General features: G+C 65.9%; 13 protein-coding genes and 1 pseudogene. 6 read left to right on the top strand and 8 right to left on the bottom strand.

Annotation, left to right across the window (positions count from 1 at the left end; all coding sequences use genetic code 11):
- The first annotated feature begins 45 nt into the window (after nt 1–45).
- From ACVMB0_RS10505 to ACVMB0_RS10480, 6 genes and pseudogenes are all read left to right on the top strand, one after another.
- The gene (locus ACVMB0_RS10505; protein WP_456750875.1) at nt 46–753 is read left to right on the top strand and encodes a TetR/AcrR family transcriptional regulator; all 708 of its coding nucleotides are present in this window, start codon (nt 46–48) and stop codon (nt 751–753) included.
- A gap of 19 nt (nt 754–772) precedes the next feature.
- Nucleotides 773–1745, top strand: a pseudogene (locus tag ACVMB0_RS10500) (ABC transporter permease).
- Between the two features lie 38 nt (nt 1746–1783).
- The gene (locus ACVMB0_RS10495) at nt 1784–2800 is read left to right on the top strand and encodes a sugar ABC transporter substrate-binding protein (protein WP_456750877.1); all 1017 of its coding nucleotides are present in this window, start codon (nt 1784–1786) and stop codon (nt 2798–2800) included.
- Nucleotides 2801–2878: 78 nt separating this feature from the next.
- Entirely contained in the window at nt 2879–5002 is a 2124-nt protein-coding gene (locus ACVMB0_RS10490) for an ABC transporter permease (protein ID WP_456750878.1), read from the top strand.
- On the top strand, nt 4999–6096 hold the full coding sequence (locus ACVMB0_RS10485) for an SMP-30/gluconolactonase/LRE family protein (protein WP_461346172.1): 1098 nt from the start codon (nt 4999–5001) through the stop codon (nt 6094–6096). Before ACVMB0_RS10490 ends, ACVMB0_RS10485 begins: the two co-directional genes overlap by 4 nt.
- Nucleotides 6093–7589 carry a sugar ABC transporter ATP-binding protein gene (locus tag ACVMB0_RS10480; RefSeq protein WP_456750880.1) on the top strand — a complete coding sequence of 499 codons (1497 nt, stop codon included), beginning with the start codon at nt 6093–6095 and terminating at the stop codon, nt 7587–7589. The genes ACVMB0_RS10485 and ACVMB0_RS10480 overlap by 4 nt, the downstream gene beginning before the upstream one ends.
- A gap of 12 nt (nt 7590–7601) precedes the next feature.
- Here ACVMB0_RS10480 and ACVMB0_RS10475 read toward each other — a convergent pair whose 3' ends face one another.
- Genes ACVMB0_RS10475 through ACVMB0_RS10440 form a run of 8 tightly spaced genes read right to left on the bottom strand, consistent with a single transcriptional unit; the run spans nt 7602 to nt 16860 of the window.
- On the bottom strand, nt 7602–8675 hold the full coding sequence (locus ACVMB0_RS10475; protein ID WP_456750881.1) for an acyltransferase family protein: 1074 nt from the start codon (nt 8673–8675) through the stop codon (nt 7602–7604).
- Nucleotides 8672–9937 (bottom strand): glycoside hydrolase family 5 protein, encoded by a 1266-nt coding sequence (locus ACVMB0_RS10470; RefSeq protein ID WP_461346171.1) that lies wholly within the window; start codon nt 9935–9937, stop codon nt 8672–8674. The genes ACVMB0_RS10475 and ACVMB0_RS10470 overlap by 4 nt, the downstream gene beginning before the upstream one ends.
- A 20-nt stretch (nt 9938–9957) precedes the next feature.
- Nucleotides 9958–10848 (bottom strand): hypothetical protein, encoded by an 891-nt coding sequence (locus ACVMB0_RS10465; protein ID WP_461346170.1) that lies wholly within the window; start codon nt 10846–10848, stop codon nt 9958–9960.
- Nucleotides 10845–12065 (bottom strand): glycosyltransferase family 4 protein, encoded by a 1221-nt coding sequence (locus ACVMB0_RS10460; RefSeq protein ID WP_461346169.1) that lies wholly within the window; start codon nt 12063–12065, stop codon nt 10845–10847. Before ACVMB0_RS10460 ends, ACVMB0_RS10465 begins: the two co-directional genes overlap by 4 nt.
- The gene (locus tag ACVMB0_RS10455) at nt 12065–13294 is read right to left on the bottom strand and encodes a glycosyltransferase family 4 protein (RefSeq protein ID WP_461346168.1); all 1230 of its coding nucleotides are present in this window, start codon (nt 13292–13294) and stop codon (nt 12065–12067) included. Before ACVMB0_RS10455 ends, ACVMB0_RS10460 begins: the two co-directional genes overlap by 1 nt.
- Nucleotides 13291–14106, bottom strand: a complete 816-nt coding sequence (locus ACVMB0_RS10450) for a polysaccharide deacetylase family protein (protein WP_461346167.1) — start codon at nt 14104–14106, stop codon at nt 13291–13293. Before ACVMB0_RS10450 ends, ACVMB0_RS10455 begins: the two co-directional genes overlap by 4 nt.
- The gene (locus tag ACVMB0_RS10445; protein WP_461346166.1) at nt 14099–15424 is read right to left on the bottom strand and encodes an O-antigen ligase family protein; all 1326 of its coding nucleotides are present in this window, start codon (nt 15422–15424) and stop codon (nt 14099–14101) included. Before ACVMB0_RS10445 ends, ACVMB0_RS10450 begins: the two co-directional genes overlap by 8 nt.
- Nucleotides 15421–16860 carry a GumC family protein gene (locus ACVMB0_RS10440; RefSeq protein ID WP_461346165.1) on the bottom strand — a complete coding sequence of 480 codons (1440 nt, stop codon included), beginning with the start codon at nt 16858–16860 and terminating at the stop codon, nt 15421–15423. Before ACVMB0_RS10440 ends, ACVMB0_RS10445 begins: the two co-directional genes overlap by 4 nt.
- Between the last annotated feature and the right edge of the window lie 41 nt (nt 16861–16901).

The following is a 16901-nucleotide window of genomic DNA, read 5'->3' as shown; positions in this document are numbered from 1 at the left end:
AATTTGGGTCTCGCGCGCCAGCGGCCGGGGACGAATGCGTTCGCTATGGACGTGCTTTGCGCACGTATCCTCGAACGACATCGCGATTCCATCCGGGTTCAGAAATCGCATCTCGCCGTTCCGAACCTCACGCGCATCATCGGCGCGACGCTGACGCTTTCCAACAAGCACGGCTTTCATGCCACCACGCTGCGCCAGCTCGCCGAAGCCTCCGGCCTCAGCATGGGCGGGCTCTATACGTATTTCGACAGCAAGCCGACGCTGCTGGCGATGATCCTCGGCGAGGTCGCCGAGACGGCGGCCGAGGTTCTCACCGCGCCCCCCGCCAGCGTGAAGCAGGATGCGCGCAAGCATCTGCACTGGATCATCGCCACCCATGTCCGCATGAGCGAGGCGATGCAGCCCTGGTTCGTGTTCTCCTTCATGGAGGCGAAGTCGTTTCCGCCCGCGGAGCGCCAGCGCGCCATCGAGATGGAGGTGATGACCGAGAAGATCATCGCCGACGTCCTCAAGCAGGGCGTCGCCAGCGGGGTGTTCGCGATCGATCAGGTCACGCTGACCGCCTCGCTGATCAAGCCACTGCTGCAGGACTGGTACGTCAAGCGCGCCAAGTACCGCAGACGCGGCACCTCGATCGAGACCTACATCAACGCCGTCGGTGCGTTCGTCGACGCCGCGGTCGCAGCCAGGACGCGGCCCGGCCGCGTCGCGACCGGCTCCCGCGCGAAATCCAGGCAGACGGCGCACCCATAGAAGCAGGAGGGACGAGGCAATGAAGCGGCTGCGATTCAATCAACAGGAGATCGTCTTCGCCGTCTTTGCCGTGCTGTTCCTGGCCTTCTCGATCTTCCTGCGCGGCTTCCTGACGCCGGAGAACATGCTGACGCTGCTGCAGAACGTCGCGGTGCTCGGCATCCTCGGGCTTGCGATGGCGATCGTCGTGATCGGGCGCGGCATCGATATCTCGCTGATCGCGGCGCTCGCGGTCCCTCCGGGACTCGTGCTGCAGATGGTGCAGAACGGCCATTCGCTGCCGGCCTCGCTGCTCACCGCCGTACTGCTCACGATCGCGTTCGGCCTGGTCAATGGTTGGCTGATTGCCTACGCCGAGGTGCCGTCACTGTTTGCGACGCTGGCGACCGGCCTGCTGCTCGCCGGCCTCGGCCAGGCCCGCGCTGTTTCAGCTCGACGTCGTGCAGTGGAGCGACGGCATGAAGGGTTTTGAGCGGCTCGGACAGGGCACTATTCTCGGCATCCCAACCTCGATCGTGATGTTCGCGATCGCCTGCATCGTGGTCGCGTTCCTGCTGCGCCAGACGCGCTGGGGCGCCTATATCTACGCGATCGGCGACAATCCCTATGCGGCCCGCGTCACCGGCATTCCGTCGCGGCCGATCATCGTGCTGCAATATGTCGTCGCGGCGCTGATCGGCTGCTTCGCGGGCCTGGTGATGGCGGCTTCCGTCAACTCGATGCCGACCCGCATCTTCAATTCGACCCTGATCTACGACGTCATCCTTGTCGTCGTGCTCGGCGGCATCGGCCTGTCGGGCGGCCGCGGCGGCGTGCTCAACGTCATCATCGGCACGCTGCTGATCGGCACCATGCTGAACGGCATGACCATCATGGACATCTCCTACGCCGGACAAAACCTCGTCAAGGGTGTCGTCCTGCTGCTCGCCGTCATCACGGATTCGTTCCTGAATCCGCGCAACGAAGAAACGGCACAGCAGGGCGACATCTGAACCAGCCACAGAAGATCAACACGACCAAGGAGGAAGCAATGAAATACGCTGTCAGGACTGCAAAAGTGATCGCCGCAGCGCTCGGACTCGCGGCCATTGCCGCCCCGGCTCTGGCCCAGCAGGGCCTCGACGAGCCGTTCCAGAAGCCGTTCAAGGAGTCGCTCGCCGGCAAGACGGTGGCCTACGTGCCGGTCGCCATGAATTTCGACCTCACCGAAGGCTGGTACGCCGGCATGAAGAAGGAGCTCGAGCCCTACGGCGTCAAGTTCGAGATCCGCGATCCCAACTGGAACACCAATGCCGGCGCGCAGGCGGTGACCTCGCTGATCTCCGAGAAGCCGGCCGTGATGGTGATCCACAATCCGGACGTGCAGACCTACGCCAAGCTGCTGCAGCGTGCCGAGAACGAAGGCATCTACGTCATCCAAATCAACATGGGATCGGCCTATCGCTCTTCGGCCTTTGTCGGCGCCAACTGGATCGAGATCGGCGAGAAAGACACCGACGCCGTGGTCAAGGCCTGCCAGGGCAAGTCGAACAAGATCGCCATCGTGCAGGGTGCGCTCTCGGCCGCGGCCAGCGCCTACACGCTCAAGGGAGTGGAGAACGTGCTCGCCAAGCATCCGGAGATCAAGGTGGTCTCGAGCCAGGCGGCCGACTGGGATGCGGCGAAGGCCAAGGCGATCACCCAGACGGTGCTGAAGCAGAATCCCGACCTCTGCGGCATCGTCGGCTTCTGGGACGGCATGGACATCGGCACCGCTGCCGCGGTGAAGGAAGCCGGCCTGACCGGCAAGGTGTTCGTCGCGACCTCCGGCGGCGGCGAGCGCAAGGGCGCCTGCGAGCTGGTGAAGTCCGGCGCCTTCGATCTCAACCTGAGCTACGACGTGCCGACCCAGGCCGCGCAGATGGCCGGCACCATCAAGTGGCTGCTGTCGTCCGGCGCCAAGGCCGGCTCGATCAAGGGATCGGAATACACCACCCTGATTCCGATCACCAAGGAGAACGCGGACAGCCAGACTGCGTGCTGGAATCTCAGTGACCTGAAGAAATAGCCACAACCATTCCCGCTTGACGTCCCGGGCGTGACCTGCCCGGGACGTCGATCTCCCGAAATCCAACGCCTTGCTGGAATGCCGATGCGCGACACCTTGACGAGCCTGCGTTACCGCTACTGGCCGGACCATCTCCTCGGCGAGATCCTGTCGAAGCGTTGGACCGAGACCGCAATCCCGGTGATCCTGCTGTTGATCGTCGGCTTCGCGCTGAGCCGCTCCATCGATCACTTCCTGTCGCCGGCAAGCCTTGCCGACACCGCCCGCCAAGCCGGCGAGATCGGCTTCATCGGGCTCGGCATGGCGCTGGTGGTCATCGTCGGCGGCATCGACCTGTCGGTCGGCTCGATCTTCGCGCTGACGGATTTCTGCGCACTCTATCTGCTCGACGTGCTGAACTGGCCGGTGCCCGCGGTGGTGGTGGCGACCCTGGCCTGCGGCGCGCTGCTCGGCGCCGTCAACGGCGTCCTGATCGGCTACTTGCGGCTGCGCGCCTTCATCACCACGCTGATCACGTTGATCATCTACCGGTCGGCATTCGATCTTCTGATCCAGCGCTACTCCAACGCGATCGCCGCGGCCTTTCCCGATATCCCGTCTTGGAATTTCATCGGCGGCGGCGACGTGTTCGGGATTCCGAGCGTTGCGCTGGTCTATATCGCGATCGCGATCTTCGGCCATATCTTCATGACCCGGCTGCGGCCTGGCTGGCACATCACGGCGATCGGCGGCTCGCGCCGCTCGGCTTACAATTCCGGCATTCCGGTCCGCCGCACCATCGCGCTCTGCTACGTCGCAAGCGGCGCGCTGACCAGCATCGCCGCACTGTTCTTTGCCGCACGGCTCGGTACCGTCGGCGGCGACATCGGCGTCGGTCTCGAGGTGATCGTGCTGACGGCAACCGTGCTCGGCGGCATCACGCTCGGCGGCGGCAAGGGCTCGGTCGCCAAATCGCTGGTCGGCGTGCTGATCGTGCTCCTGATCACCAACGGCCTGACCACGCTCAATGCGCGCGGCGGCATCAACCGCATGGCGCTCGCCGGCATCCTGCTGGTCGCCGCGATGGTCGACATCCGCTGGCAGAAGAACCGCACCCGCATCATCAGCAAGGTCTATGTCGCACCGACCTATCATGCGCTACCGCCGCCACCGGCCACCGAGATCGGCCAGGGCGGACCGTTCGAGCAGAACGACAAGCTGCGCGACGTCGAACTGATCGGGCTCGGCCGTATCGAGGCGCCGGAGGACGTGATCCTCGATCGCAACAACAATCTCTACGCCGGCTCGCGCCATGGCGACATCATGCGCTTCTTCGCGCCCGACTATCAACGGATGGAGGTGTTCGCCCATATCGGCGGCCAGCCGCTCGGTATGGCGTTCGACCGGCAGGACAATCTCTATGTCTGCATCGGCGGCATGGGCCTCTACCGCATCACGCCCGACGGCGCCGTGGAGAAGGCGACCGACGAGACCAACCGCAGCATGCATTCGGTCAACGACGATAGCCGCCTGCGGCTCGCCGACGACCTCGACATCACCGACGACGGCCTGATCTTCTTCTCGGAAGCGACCGTGCGCTACGAGATGGACGAATGGCCGATCGACGGTCTCGAGGCCCGCGGCAACGGCCGCATCATCTGTTACGACACCAAGACCGGCGCCACGCATACCGCGCTGCGCGGCCTCAAATTCCCCAACGGCATCTGCGTCGCCAGCGACGGCCAATCGATCCTGTTCGCGGAAACCTTCGGCTGCTCGATCAAGCGGCTGTGGTTCGCCGGACCGAAAAAGGGCCGGGTGGAAGTGGTGATGGACAATCTGCCGGGCTATCCCGACAACATCAATCTCGCCTCCGACGGCAATTACTGGCTGGCGCTGGTCGGCATGCGCAGCCCTTCGCTCGACCTCGCCTGGAAGATGCCGGGCTTCCGCCGCCGCATGGCCAAGCGCGTCCCGGTCGACGAATGGCTATTCCCGAACATCAACACCGGCTGCGTCGTCAAGTTCAACGAGCAGGGCAAGATCCTCGAATCGTTCTGGGACCTGCGCGGCGAGAACCATCCGATGATCACCTCGATGCGCGAGCATCGCGGCTACCTCTATCTCGGCGGCATCATGAACAACCGGATCGGCCGCTACAAGCTCGAGAATGCCGATCCGAACTTCGTGCAGTATGACAAGCGCTGGGGGAGGCTGTCGTGATCGCGGCCGTCAGGGAATTCGCTAACCGGTTTCTCGGCCGCGGCGAGGCCACCATCACCGTGCCGTCGTTCGACGGCGCACTCAAGCCCAATCAGAAACTGGAGTCCGCGACCACGTTGCTGGAATGCGAGGCGCCGGAAGACCTCGCAACCGACGGCCGCAACCTCTACGTTGCCGACGGCCGGCGTCTGCTGCGCCTCGACGGTAGCGCCGCGACCGAGTTGCGCAGCTTCGCGCTGCCGATCTCGGCGCTGTGCGCGCTCGCTGATGGCGGCGTCGCCGTCGCGCTGGGCGGCCGCGAGGTACACCTTTATGCCAATCCTTCGGGGAGCGAGCCGAGCGTGACGTTCAGCGACGCCGCCTTCCATGCGATCAACGCGCTGGCGCCGGCGGGCGACGGGACGTTGATCGCGACCGACGGTTCGGCGACCTGCGGCGTCGACGATTGGGCGCGCGACCTGATGGAGCTCAACCGCAGCGGCCGCGTGTTCCGGCTCGATCCCAAGACGAGATCGGTGAAAGCACTGACCTCAAAACTCGGCTACGCCTTCGGCGCCTGCGCCCGCGACGATGGCGTGCTGGTCAGCGAGAGCTGGCGGCATCGTCTCGTGCTCGTCGCGGACGGCAAGGCGCCGCAGATCGTGCTCGGCCACCTGCCCGTCTATCCATCGCGGCTCTCGAAGGCGGCGGGCGGCGGCTACTGGCTCACCGCGTTCACAGCACGCACCCAGCTGATCGAATTCGTGCTGCGCGAGCCCGCCTACCGTCGCCGCATGATGGCCGAGATCGATCCGGCCTACTGGGTGGCGCCGCGGCTGCGATCGGGCTTTTCGTTCAAGGAGCCGATGCAAGGTGCGCACATCAAGACGATGGGCGTCATCAAGCCATGGGCGCCGCCGCGATCCTACGGCCTCGTCATCCGGCTGGGCGAGGACGGCAAGCCGCTCTATTCGCTGCACAGCCGGGTCGACGGCGTCAATCACGGCGTCGTCGCCGCGCTCGAACTGGGCGGCGACCTCGTGCTGATCGCCAAGGGACCGGGCCGCGTGCTGAAACTGCCCCTCGCCGGGCTTGCCGAGGAGACAGGCTCATGAGCGACACCGTGCTTTCGCTGCGCAAGGCCACCAAGCTCTATGCCGGCGTCCCCGCCATTGAGGGCGTCGATTTCGACCTTCGCCGCGGCGAAATCCACGCGCTGGTCGGCGAGAACGGCGCCGGCAAGTCGACGCTGACCAAGGTCATGGCCGGCGTCGTGACGCTGACCTCCGGCGACATGACGGTCGACGGCGCAGCGGTCGCGCCGCGCACGCCGCTCGAGGCGCGCAATCTCGGCATCGCCATGGTGTTTCAGGAGAACAGCCTGGTGCCGACGATGACCGTGGCGCAGAACCTGTTTCTCGGGCAGGAGAAGTTCTACAACCGGCTGCGCGGCATCTACATCGCCGCCCAGCAATTCCTGCAATCGCTCAATTTCGACGTGACGCCGACCGCGACCGTGAGCGGGCTCGGCGCGGCCAAGAAGCAGATGGTGGAGATCGCGCGCGCCGTCCTGCACAAGGCCAAGGTCATCATCTTCGATGAACCGACCGCGTCGCTGACGCCGGAAGAGAAGAAGTATTTCTTCGATTTGGTCCGCGACCTCAAGAAGCGCGGCGTCTCGATCGTCTTCATCTCGCATGCGCTGGAAGAGGCCTTGCTGCTGGCGGACCGGATCACCGTGCTGCGCGACGGCAAGCACGTCATCACCGATGATGCGGCGAAATTCGACCGCGCCGCGATCGTGCAGGCGATGGTCGGCCGCGATTTGTCCAACACGCTGTATGGCGCGCGGAAGACCAGCGTCCGCTCGGCCGGGGCGCGCGTGCTGACAGTGCAGAATCTCAAGATGGCGCCGATGGTGAAGAACAATTCGCTGTCGGTGTTCGCCGGGCAGATCACCGGCGTGTTCGGCCTGGTCGGCGCGGGCCGTACCGAGACCTTCAAGATCGTGTCCGGCGTCCTGAAGCGCGACTTCTTCCACGGCGGCGAGATCCTGCTGCATGACAAGCCGGTGCGCTACCGGGTGCCGGCGCCGGCGGTCAAGGCCGGCATCGCCTATGTCACCGAGGATCGCAAGGTCGAGGGCTTCTTCGAGACCGCCTCGATCGCCCGCAACATCTATCTCGGCCTGCTCTCGAAATTTCCGGGCGGCCGGATGCTGCTGTCGCGACGCGAGACCAACACGGTCGGCAAGACCTGGACCCAGCGGCTGAAGGTCCGCGCCATCGGCGACGAGGCCAAGGTGGTCGAGCTGTCGGGCGGCAACCAGCAGAAGGTGGTGATCGCCAAGTCGCTGGTGCAGGAGCCCGAGCTGATCATCTTCGACGAGCCGACCCGCGGCGTCGACGTCGGCGCCATCGTTGAGATCCACGAGCTGATCAACCAGCTCGCCGACGAGGGCAAGGCAGTGGTGGTGATCTCATCCTATCTGCCCGAGATCATGGCGCTGTCGGACCGCATCCTGGTCTCGCGCCAGGGCAAGGTGGTCGAGGAATTCTCCGCGCTCGAAGCCACCGAGGAGAAGATCATGTACGCGGCGATCCACTGATGCCGCAACGCGTCACGGCCGGCTCGCCACGCCGTGCCGCAAGACGATCGCGCGCCCGAACATGATCATCGGGCGCTCCACCAGCCGGTAGACCATCCAGGACACCAGCAGAGTGAGGCCGGTGCAGACCAGCATCGTGGCGATGTCGCCGATCTGTCCGGTCAACGGCAGGAACCGGTAGACCGTGACATTCACCGGCCAGTGGAACAGATACATCGAATAGCTGATCAGCCCGATCCGCGACAGCAGCAGCGAGCGCGGCCGATCGAACCTGGCGGCGGCAAGGAACATCACGAAGGCGAGCGCATAGGCGACAAGGACGGGCCTCAAGCCCTCCATGATGAAATTGTCGCCGCGCGCCAGCGAGAACGCTGCAACCGACGGCACCGCGACGATTTGCGCAAGGACCAGCGCCAGCGCGGCAATCCGCGCGCCCGGCACCCGCTCGACCAGCCAGAGCCGCAACAGCAGGCCGAGGAACAGGAATGAGAGGTGCATGCCGAGATACTGCACCGGCAGATTGGCCATGCCATGCGTCCGCAACTGAACCGGCAGTGCCGTCGCGGCGACGAGTGCAAGGCTCAGGAGCGACAGCACCCCGACACGCCGCAGCGTGCCGGCCGCGAACAGCAGCGCGATCAAGATATAGAACACCAGCTCGATGAACAGGGTCCAGTAGATCGGCGACAGCCAGGGCTGGCCGAACAACGCCGGCGCCATCGTCATGTTGGCAAGCACGGTCACCGCGCGCGGCGGCTCGCCGGCAAGCCACGCCATGGTCGCAAGCACCGCGAGCGCAAGCCACAGCGCGGGATAGAGCCGGAACGCCCGCGAAACGGCGAACTGAAACAGCGGCCGTTCGCCGCCGATGCTGAACGGCACCACGAAGCCGCTGATCAGGAAGAACAGCGCCACGCCGAACCGGCCGAGGCTGACATTCTGAACCAGCAGATCGCCCGCCGCATTCATCGGCCCGGCGGCATGCGGCGTCAACCTGAGCAGATCGCCGAACATGTGCTCGACCATGACGCCGAGCGCTGCGATCGCACGCAAGCCGTCGATATTGGCATAGCGCTGCGGTTTCATTCCGGTGCTCCCGCAGGTCGGAGCCCGAGTGCGCCGCGGGTCGCTGCGTCGAAGCCAGGGCCGGTCTCGTGCTCGGCCAGCGCGAAGCCGCCGACCGCCAGATAGGTCCAGCACGACCAGGCAAAGCCAAATGTCTCGGCGAGCTCACGCATGTCGCGCAGCCAGCTCGCGCGGGCGACCGCGCCCGCGGCAGTGTGTTGATAAGGCGTCTTGCGCACGCCGAACTCGCCCAGCAGGATCGCCTGCGCCGGCAGATCATTCGCCTTGCGCCAGGCCGTGACCTGCTGAAACGTCCGTTCCAGCGCCGATCGGTTGAAGCCGGAATTGACATAACTCGTGAGCGTCCGCCTGGCTTGCCGCGCAAGGTCCAGTTGTTGGCCGCTGAGGCCGAGCGCCATCACCCGCGCATCGGTCGCCCGGATCATCGCGTCGGCCGATACGGGGGCCGGATAGACGATCGCATCCAGCGCATAGGCAGGACTGCCGAGCAAACCCTGATGGGTGAACTGCCACGGCGAATAGTCGTGATAGGTGTAGATCAGGCGCCGATCGCCGGCGAACCGGCGCATGTCGATCTGCGCCAGCGCACCGGGCGCGTTCATCGAGCCGCCGCCGATCACGAGCGGCAGCGTCACTGAGCCGCGGCGCGCGGCGGCGTAAGCGGCCTCCAGCATCGGCTGCCATGCTGCCGCCGGAATCTCCGGCTCGTTCATCAGCTCGAGCGCGATCCGCGGCGGAGTAGCATTGCCCGGCTCCGAGATGAGCTCGCTCAGACGTCCGGCGAGGCGAGTCAGCAATGCGAGCACGGCCTGAAATTTCGGCGTGTTGACGCCTGCCGTCAGCTCGGCGGGCCGATAGGCCGGACTCATCGCGCTCGGATGCAGATCGACGATCACGCCGAGATCGGCGGCGAGCAGGTCACGGACCGTCGCGATGACAAGATTGTCCAGCCGGTCGCGCCTCGCGCCGTCAGACGCCAGGAAGGGACCGACATCGATGACAAGACGCACGAAGTCGAACCCCGCAGCTCGGATCGCTTGCCGCTGCTCCGCGCCGAACTGAAACCGCGACGCCGTGAACGGCGGGTCCACATAGGAGCCGTCGGCCTGCACGTCGGCCCATCCGAACGCATGCGACACGCCGATGCCGCGACGAAAGGTGGGGATGTGGCTGACGGGATCGGACGCAGCCCGCCGCATTCCGAACGGGAGGAGCATCGCTGCGCCGGCGATGCTGCGGAGAATGGAACGGCGGCTGGCCACGGCACTTCTCCCGATCGCGCTCAACCGCCAAACCAGCCGGGATGGCGCGCCGTCAAGGCGCCATCGAGCACGATCATGTCCTCCTGGTCGGCAAAGGGCGCGGCAAGACCGTCGAGCGAGATATCGCGGAGCGCAGGATCGATGGTCCGCGACGGCACGAACCGGACGTCGTTCCAGGCTTCGGCGCCGAACGCGGCGATATAGTCGGCGGGGCGCAGCCGGTTCGGCTGCCCGGGAAAGCGGAACAGCCGGTAGAGCGTCTCGGGATAGCGATAGATATTGTTGGGGTCGTGCTCGCGAATCCAGCGCGAATGCGTCTGGAGATCGATGATGTGGATCGCCTCGCAGCCGGGCCGGGCCACCTGTGTGAGCCCGGCAACGGCATCCGGAACGCTGTCATAGTGCTCGAACGCCGCGCAGCTCACGATCAAATCGAAGCTGCGTCCCTCGGCGAGGCGCGGAATGTCGAAGTCCCGCCCCACGGCATAGCCGAAATCGCGGGAGCCGGTCGTCGATGCGATGGTGCGTGCACGCTGGCGATCCGCCGCGGTGCCCTCCGTGAAGCGATCAAGCAGCACTTCGTAGAACACGGGATCCTCGTCGCCGGCAAGGTTGAACACGTCGATGGCGTGATAGGATCGCGCGCCCAGAGCGAGGAACAGCACGCCGTTGCCGCGCGACGCGCCGGGGCTGAGCTCCAGCACGTCGCGCCCGCGCAGATCGAAATCCGGCGGCATGAAGCGGCGGAGCGAACCGAAGATGTCGAGCAGATAGGCGATCTGGCCCTCGACGTCGAATTTCGACACGGTGTTCGGCGTGGCATAGCCGCGCAGCTTGTCCTTGCTCCAGGCAAGGCCGAGGAAGCCGAGCCCCAGCACCGTCATTTCGAGCTTGCGAAGAGCAGGCGTCACTGTCGGCCTCCAAATCCGAGGTGGTTCTTGAGATCGGCACCGCCGTGATGTGCATTGCGCGGCGTCACGGCGACCAACGCGCTCTCGTAGACCTCGATGGTCCGGTCGACGATCGGATCCCAGCCGAAGCGATCGAGCGCCCGCGCCGCGCGCGCAGCCCGTTCCGGCGCGCTGTCGGGTGCAACGAGCTTCAGCCGGATCGCTTCGGTCAGCGCCTCGATCCTGCCGAGCGGAAAGTAACTGTCCGGCCCGAGCTCGAGCGCGAGATTGGCATCGATGTCGCTCGCCAGACATGGCACCCCGTGGCTCAGCGCCTCGAGCAGCACCATCGGCATGCCTTCATGGCTCGACGGAAGCACGAACAGCGCGGCGTGCCGATAGAGCTGCGCAAGGCTCTCGCCGGACTGGAAGCCGGTCATCACCACGCCCGGCGTCGCAGCCGCCGCCTTCTCGACCGCGTGCAGATAGCTGCCGTTGTGATCGGCCGTGCCGACGATGATCAATTTCCTGTCGGGATCGCCGAGGCGCGCGAACGCGTCGATCAGATCGAGTTGCCGCTTCTCCTCGACAATTCGGCCGACGCACAGGATGTAGCGATTCGGGATCACCTCGATATGGTCGAGATAGGAGGTCCCGAGCTTCGGCAGGTTGCTCTCGACGCCGTTCGGGATGAAGGCCGCCCCGACAGCGAACCGGGCGCGGACCTGATCGACGATGCCTTTGGCCACGCCGATCCGGGCATGCGAGAACTTCATTCCCATCCATTCGCCGCTGCGCAGCGCCGCCTTCGCCATCCGTCCCCATTTCTGCCGTTCGTAGTCGAAGCCGTGATGCGTCACCACGATGCGAAGGCCGAGCAGGCGGGCAAGCGGCGTCAGCAGCGCGGGCCCGATCGCATGGATATGAACGAGGTCCGGATTGCGCCGGGCTGCGGCGAACAGTCCGAGCGTGGTATGCAGCAGCGCCTCGACATTCTTCGAACGCGGCGCCCAGACAGGCGTCACGGTCACGTTCTTCCAGACGTAAGGCTCAGGCGACGGAAGGTAGGGCTTGCGTCCGAGCACTTCGACCTGCCAGCCGCGCTGGGCGATGCGCACGGCGAGCGCGGCGACATGGGTTTCGACCCCGCCCTGAATCTCGGGAATGCCGCGCAGACCGAGGAAGATCACCTTTCTCGGCGGACGCTGCGCTCCGCCGGTTGGTATCAACGTGTACATCAGTGCACCACCGTCCCATAGAGCTCCGTCGTGCGGTCGCGGTACTTGTCGGGTGAGAAGTCGCGCAGCACCCAGTCGCGACCTGCGGCCCCCAGCCTGTTCCTTGCGGTTCGGGGCAGCTTCGCCATGGCGGCCAACGCTTCGGCCAGCATGCCGACATTGCCCGGCTCCACCAGCGCGCCGGTCTTGTTGTGAACGATAAGCTCCGGAATGCCGCCGATCCGCGTCCCGATCACCGGGCGTCCGAGCGCATAGGCTTCAAGGATGCTGATCGGCGCGTTCTCGTACCATTCGGAGGCGAGCACCAATGCACGCGATTCTCCGATCAGCTGCTTCAACTCCGACTTGGCCATATGGCCGGCAAACACGACGTCGGAGTCGAGCTCGAACGCGAGCTGGCGCAAGGCCGGTTCTTCGGGGCCGCTGCCGACCAGGATCAGCCGCTGATGCGCGAGTGCGGCGGCGCGCACCAGCGTGGCCAGTCCCTTCTCCGGCGCGAGCCGTCCCGCATAGACGAAGTAATTGCCCTCGTGGCACCAGGGCGTGAACTGCTCGGCGTCGACGAAATTCGGGATGTATGCGATGCGGCTCGCATCCCACCCCCACTCGATCAGCTTGTCGCGGTAGAAGCGGCTCGGCGCGACGAGGCAGTCGAGCGTGTCGCGGTAAAGGCCGAAGCTGCGATGAACCAGCGTCTCGAGGAACACCAGCCCGCTCACCACGGCCGAGTCCTTGACGCAGCGGCGCAGCAGCAGGTTATGGATCCGTCCGCCGCGGCAACGCTCGCAGACTTCGCCTTGGCTCAGCATCTTGTAGGCGGGACAGGCGAGCTTCAGGTCGTGTGCCGTCATCACGACAGGCACGCCCTCGGCCTTGAGCACGTCGAAGATCGAGGGTGAGATGTGATGGTACACATTATGGGCGTGCGCCACCGACGGCCGCACGCGGCCGATCAGAGCGCGGATCTTGCGGCGCGCCTCCAGCGAGAAGATGATCTTGGCCGCCTGCCTGGCTTTGGTGACCGGTCCGTTGATCCGGCCGTACTCGATCTCGGAGACGAAATAGTCGGACCACGGGCTCGGCAGATTGTCGGGATGCTCCATCGCAAAGGGCACGACCTCCCAGCCGGCCGCGGCGAACAGATCGATCTGGTCGAGGAATACGCTCTCGGCGCCGCCGCGCCGATAGAAGTAATTGTTGATCGCCAACAGCCGCCGCTCGGTCGTCATCGCCCATCCTCCCGGAGCCCCATGCGGTTGAGCGCAGCATCGACGGTGAGCACGCAGCAGCCGCGCTCGATCGCATGCGCAACCAGCCGTTCGAAGCCCGCCGGCGTACAGCCATAGGGCGTCGGCATCGGCGCGATGTCGTGCGTGAAGAAGATCAGCCAGCCCGGTTTGGCGACCAGCGCGTCGATCCAGCGCGTCAATCCCGCCACATGCGTCTCGGGCTGGCGGATCTCGACGGCCTTCAGAAAGGTCGGGTCGGTCGGCCCGCGGTTGATCGCTTCGCCGCCGGCGCGGCAGCTCCGGTATGCATGCGCCAGGATCGGCCGCTTGCCGAGGCAGCCGCTGTTGTAGGGATAGGCGAAATTGCGCCGACCCGGGCGCGGGTCGACCGTGTCGAGATAGCGTGCGTTGTCCGCGAGGTCCGCGACGAACTCAGCGCGATCGACGTGCCTGATGTCCCGATGGCCGTAGGTGTGGCAGCCGATCTCGTGACCGCGCGCGGTGAGCTCCCTGCAACCGGCCGCATCGATCAGGGTGCGGTCCGGCTCGACGCGCCCCTCGAGGCCGCCGGAGATGTAGAAGGTGCCGCGTACGCCGCGCGCCTCCAGGATCGCAGCACCGACGCGGAGCGCGGAATCCGGCACGTCGTCGAACGTGAAGGAGACGATCGGCTTGCGCGTCGGCACCTGGATGACCTGCCACGGGGTTGCCCGGATCAAGCCGTTGGTCAGACGTCCGGCGAGCCGGTCGATCGTCCCTGGCCGGCGGGATGCAGCCTCCGGCGCGCAGGGTGCGACGGCGGGACTATGCATGGGCGGTCTCCCCGACATGCATCACGGCGTCCTCCTCGCGAATCTCATGAGCGCTCGCCTGCAGGCGAAGGCCGAAGATCGAGACGATCACCATGAACCAGGCAAGACTGCCGGATTGGAAGAACATGCTTTCGACGCAGGCGGTGAACACGCCGTAGAGCCAGATCCGGGTGAACAGACGGGTCAGCGCGGGATCGTTGCCGTGCGCCTCCGCGCGCGACACGTCACGCAGCGGCAGCCAGACCAGCAAAGCGACCGTGAGGATCAGGCCGGGAATGCCGGTCGTGATCGCGGCATCGAGATAGGCGTTGTGCGCGTTGAAGGCAGCGACCGCCCAGCTGGCGCCGCCGCCGGCCTTGTAGACCATCTCGTCGGTCTGCCAGAACAGCTGGAAGCCATAGCCGGTGAGCGGCGCTTCCGCGACCGCGGAGGCGCCAAGCCGCCAGATGTCGATGCGGTGGGTGAAGGTCGGATCGATCCCGAGGCTTGCGACCAGCTCCCGCATCATGGGCGAGATCGAGCAACCGATCGTGATGACGTTGAAGGCCGCGATCCCAAGAAATACCATGGGGATCCGGATCGCCCGCCAGCGCTCGAAGGCCCAAGCGATCACGAGAATGCCGGGCAGCGCCGCAGTCGACGACTTGCCGCCGGTCTGGGTGAGGAACACGACCGCAAGCAGCGTGATCGCCGCGCCGACGATGCGCCGGCCGGTGCCGTAGAGATAGAGCCCGGCGAAGCTGATGATCACCATCGCCGCCGCCGCGACGTTCTTGTGTGCGAAATGACCTCGCCACATCCCGGCATTCATCGGTTCGCGCACCTCGCTCGCCTGGTGGATCGCTAGCTGCGGCCACAACGCGACGCCGATATAGGCCAGCGCCAGCGTGCCGATGCAGCACATCGACAGCATGCCGGCGAACTGCCGCTCCGATCGCGGCAGCAGCAGGAAGATGCCGGCATTGACGATCGTGAGCGTCGCCAGTACGACGCGCTTCACCGCGAGGTCGGGATGCGCCGACATCGCCGAGACGAACGCGAACCACAGCAGCGTCGCGATCAGAAGGCCGCGCGGACGCACCGCGAGATGACGCGCCGGCGAGCTGATGGCGATCAGCCAAAGGCTTGCGGTCAGGCCGAGAAAGACGATCTGGTTGATCGTGCTCGACCTGTCGGCGGCGGGATCGCCTGCATCGGCCGCCGACAGGTCGATGAACGGCGTCAGCGTGATCAGATAGAACAGCAGCGTTGCCACGAACAGCGGCGGCCCGAGCACGCCGATCGTTCCGCCCTCGCGCGTCTCGCCCGATCGCATCATGTCGCCCTGCTCCTGGCGAGACGAAGCGCACCGAGATAGCCGAAGCCGGCGAGCGCGGCCGCGCACAGCAGCAGGCCCAGCGCCGCTCCGGCAGCGGCGGCGATGATCGGACGCGGCGGCCAGGTCGGGCGGAACGGTGCGACGGCCGGCGAGATCACGCGCACGTCGGTTGCGTCAATCTGCTGGCGCTCGGCGGCCTCGCCGGAGCGCGTCAGGAAGGTCTGGTAGAGTGCGGTCTTGGCGCTTGCCTCGCGCTCGAGATCGCGCAGCTTGACCTGGGCCTGGTCATCGACCGACACATTGCCGCGCAGGGTACGCGTTTCCTCGTTCAGCGTGTCGAGCGCCACCTTGGCCTGATCGACCTCGAAACGCGCGGCACGGCGCAGCCGCTCGGTCTCGGACTTGATCGCCTTCGTGAGGGCATCCGATTCGGCCACCGCGTTCAGCATCGCCGGATGGCGCGGACCCAGTGTCTGCGTGAGGGTCGCGATCTGCCGGCGCAGCGCCGCCTCGTCGGCCAGCAATCCCGACAGGGTCTGGGACTGGACCGCGCCGGCTTGCACGCCATAGAGCGACACGGCGCGCGACAGCTCGTTGTAGCGGGCCTCCGCCTCGGCGAGGCGCGCCTTGGCATCGGTCAGCTTGCCGTTCATGCGCTCCATCGCTTCCGAGCTCAGCGGCTGCCCGGACGGCCCCTGCTGCAAGCCATTGGCACGGCGGAACGCCTCGGTGCGGTCTTCCGCCTCGGTCGCCGCGGCCTTGAGCTCGCCCAGCCTTGCCGTTAGCCCTTGCGCCGCGCGGCCGGCGCGCTCCGCGTCGGCGCGAACGACCTCCTCGCGGAACGTCTGGGCAATTGAATTTGCAAGCCGCGCCGACAGCGCCGGCTCACTGGCCCAAACCGACATCGTCACGACATAGGAGCGCTCCTGTCGCGTCACGTTGATGCGCTTGGCCAGCGCCGCCATCAGATCGTTGCGTTCGGCGGCGTCGGGCGCCCGGCGATCGAACAGCCAGCTAAGATCGAACAGGCGCCACTTGTCGGAGAATTCCGGATCGTTCCTGAGACCGAGCTTGTCGATGACGCGGCGCAGGACGTTGCCTGACGTGATCGTCCGCATTTTGCTCTCGACATCCAGGATTTGGCTGTCGCTCTGGATGTTCGTCACGTAGAGATCGTTCGGTGTCACCGCCAGGTTGGACGGCGAGATCGTGAGATCGGTGATCGCGGTGAAGCGGGGCGCCACGAGTTGTGTCGCGCCGACAGCGGCGATCGCGCCGACGAGCGCGGCAACCAGAATCCACCGCCAGCCTTGCAGCAGCCAGACCGCGATCTGTATCGGGCTGATCAGGGCCGCAGGCGCAGATGCCGCTCCGCTCACGGTGACATAGGCGGCGTCGCTTCGCCGTGACCTTGAATTGTCGGTTGCTGTGTACATGTCAGTCGACTTCACTGGGAGGGCATGCTGGCCGGATCAGT

It is taken from the genome of Bradyrhizobium sp. USDA 4451 (genome assembly GCF_054822585.1).
The sequence above is the reverse complement of the archived record's forward strand: the minus strand, read 5'-3'. Positions and strand labels throughout refer to the sequence as shown.

Excerpts from the sequence above, each read along its gene's own strand:
- ACVMB0_RS10480 (WP_456750880.1), top strand. The coding sequence starts at position 6,093 with ATGAGCGACACCGTGCTTTCGCTGCGCAAGGCCACCAAGCTCTATGCC.
- ACVMB0_RS10460 (WP_461346169.1), bottom strand. The coding sequence starts at position 12,065 with ATGTACACGTTGATACCAACCGGCGGAGCGCAGCGTCCGCCGAGAAAG.
- ACVMB0_RS10490 (WP_456750878.1), top strand. The coding sequence starts at position 2,879 with ATGCCGATGCGCGACACCTTGACGAGCCTGCGTTACCGCTACTGGCCG.
- ACVMB0_RS10450 (WP_461346167.1), bottom strand. The coding sequence starts at position 14,106 with ATGCATAGTCCCGCCGTCGCACCCTGCGCGCCGGAGGCTGCATCCCGC.
- ACVMB0_RS10495 (WP_456750877.1), top strand. The coding sequence starts at position 1,784 with ATGAAATACGCTGTCAGGACTGCAAAAGTGATCGCCGCAGCGCTCGGA.
- ACVMB0_RS10475 (WP_456750881.1), bottom strand. The coding sequence starts at position 8,675 with ATGAAACCGCAGCGCTATGCCAATATCGACGGCTTGCGTGCGATCGCA.
- ACVMB0_RS10445 (WP_461346166.1), bottom strand. The coding sequence starts at position 15,424 with ATGATGCGATCGGGCGAGACGCGCGAGGGCGGAACGATCGGCGTGCTC.
- ACVMB0_RS10455 (WP_461346168.1), bottom strand. The coding sequence starts at position 13,294 with ATGACGACCGAGCGGCGGCTGTTGGCGATCAACAATTACTTCTATCGG.
- ACVMB0_RS10440 (WP_461346165.1), bottom strand. The coding sequence starts at position 16,860 with ATGTACACAGCAACCGACAATTCAAGGTCACGGCGAAGCGACGCCGCC.
- ACVMB0_RS10505 (WP_456750875.1), top strand. The coding sequence starts at position 46 with ATGGACGTGCTTTGCGCACGTATCCTCGAACGACATCGCGATTCCATC.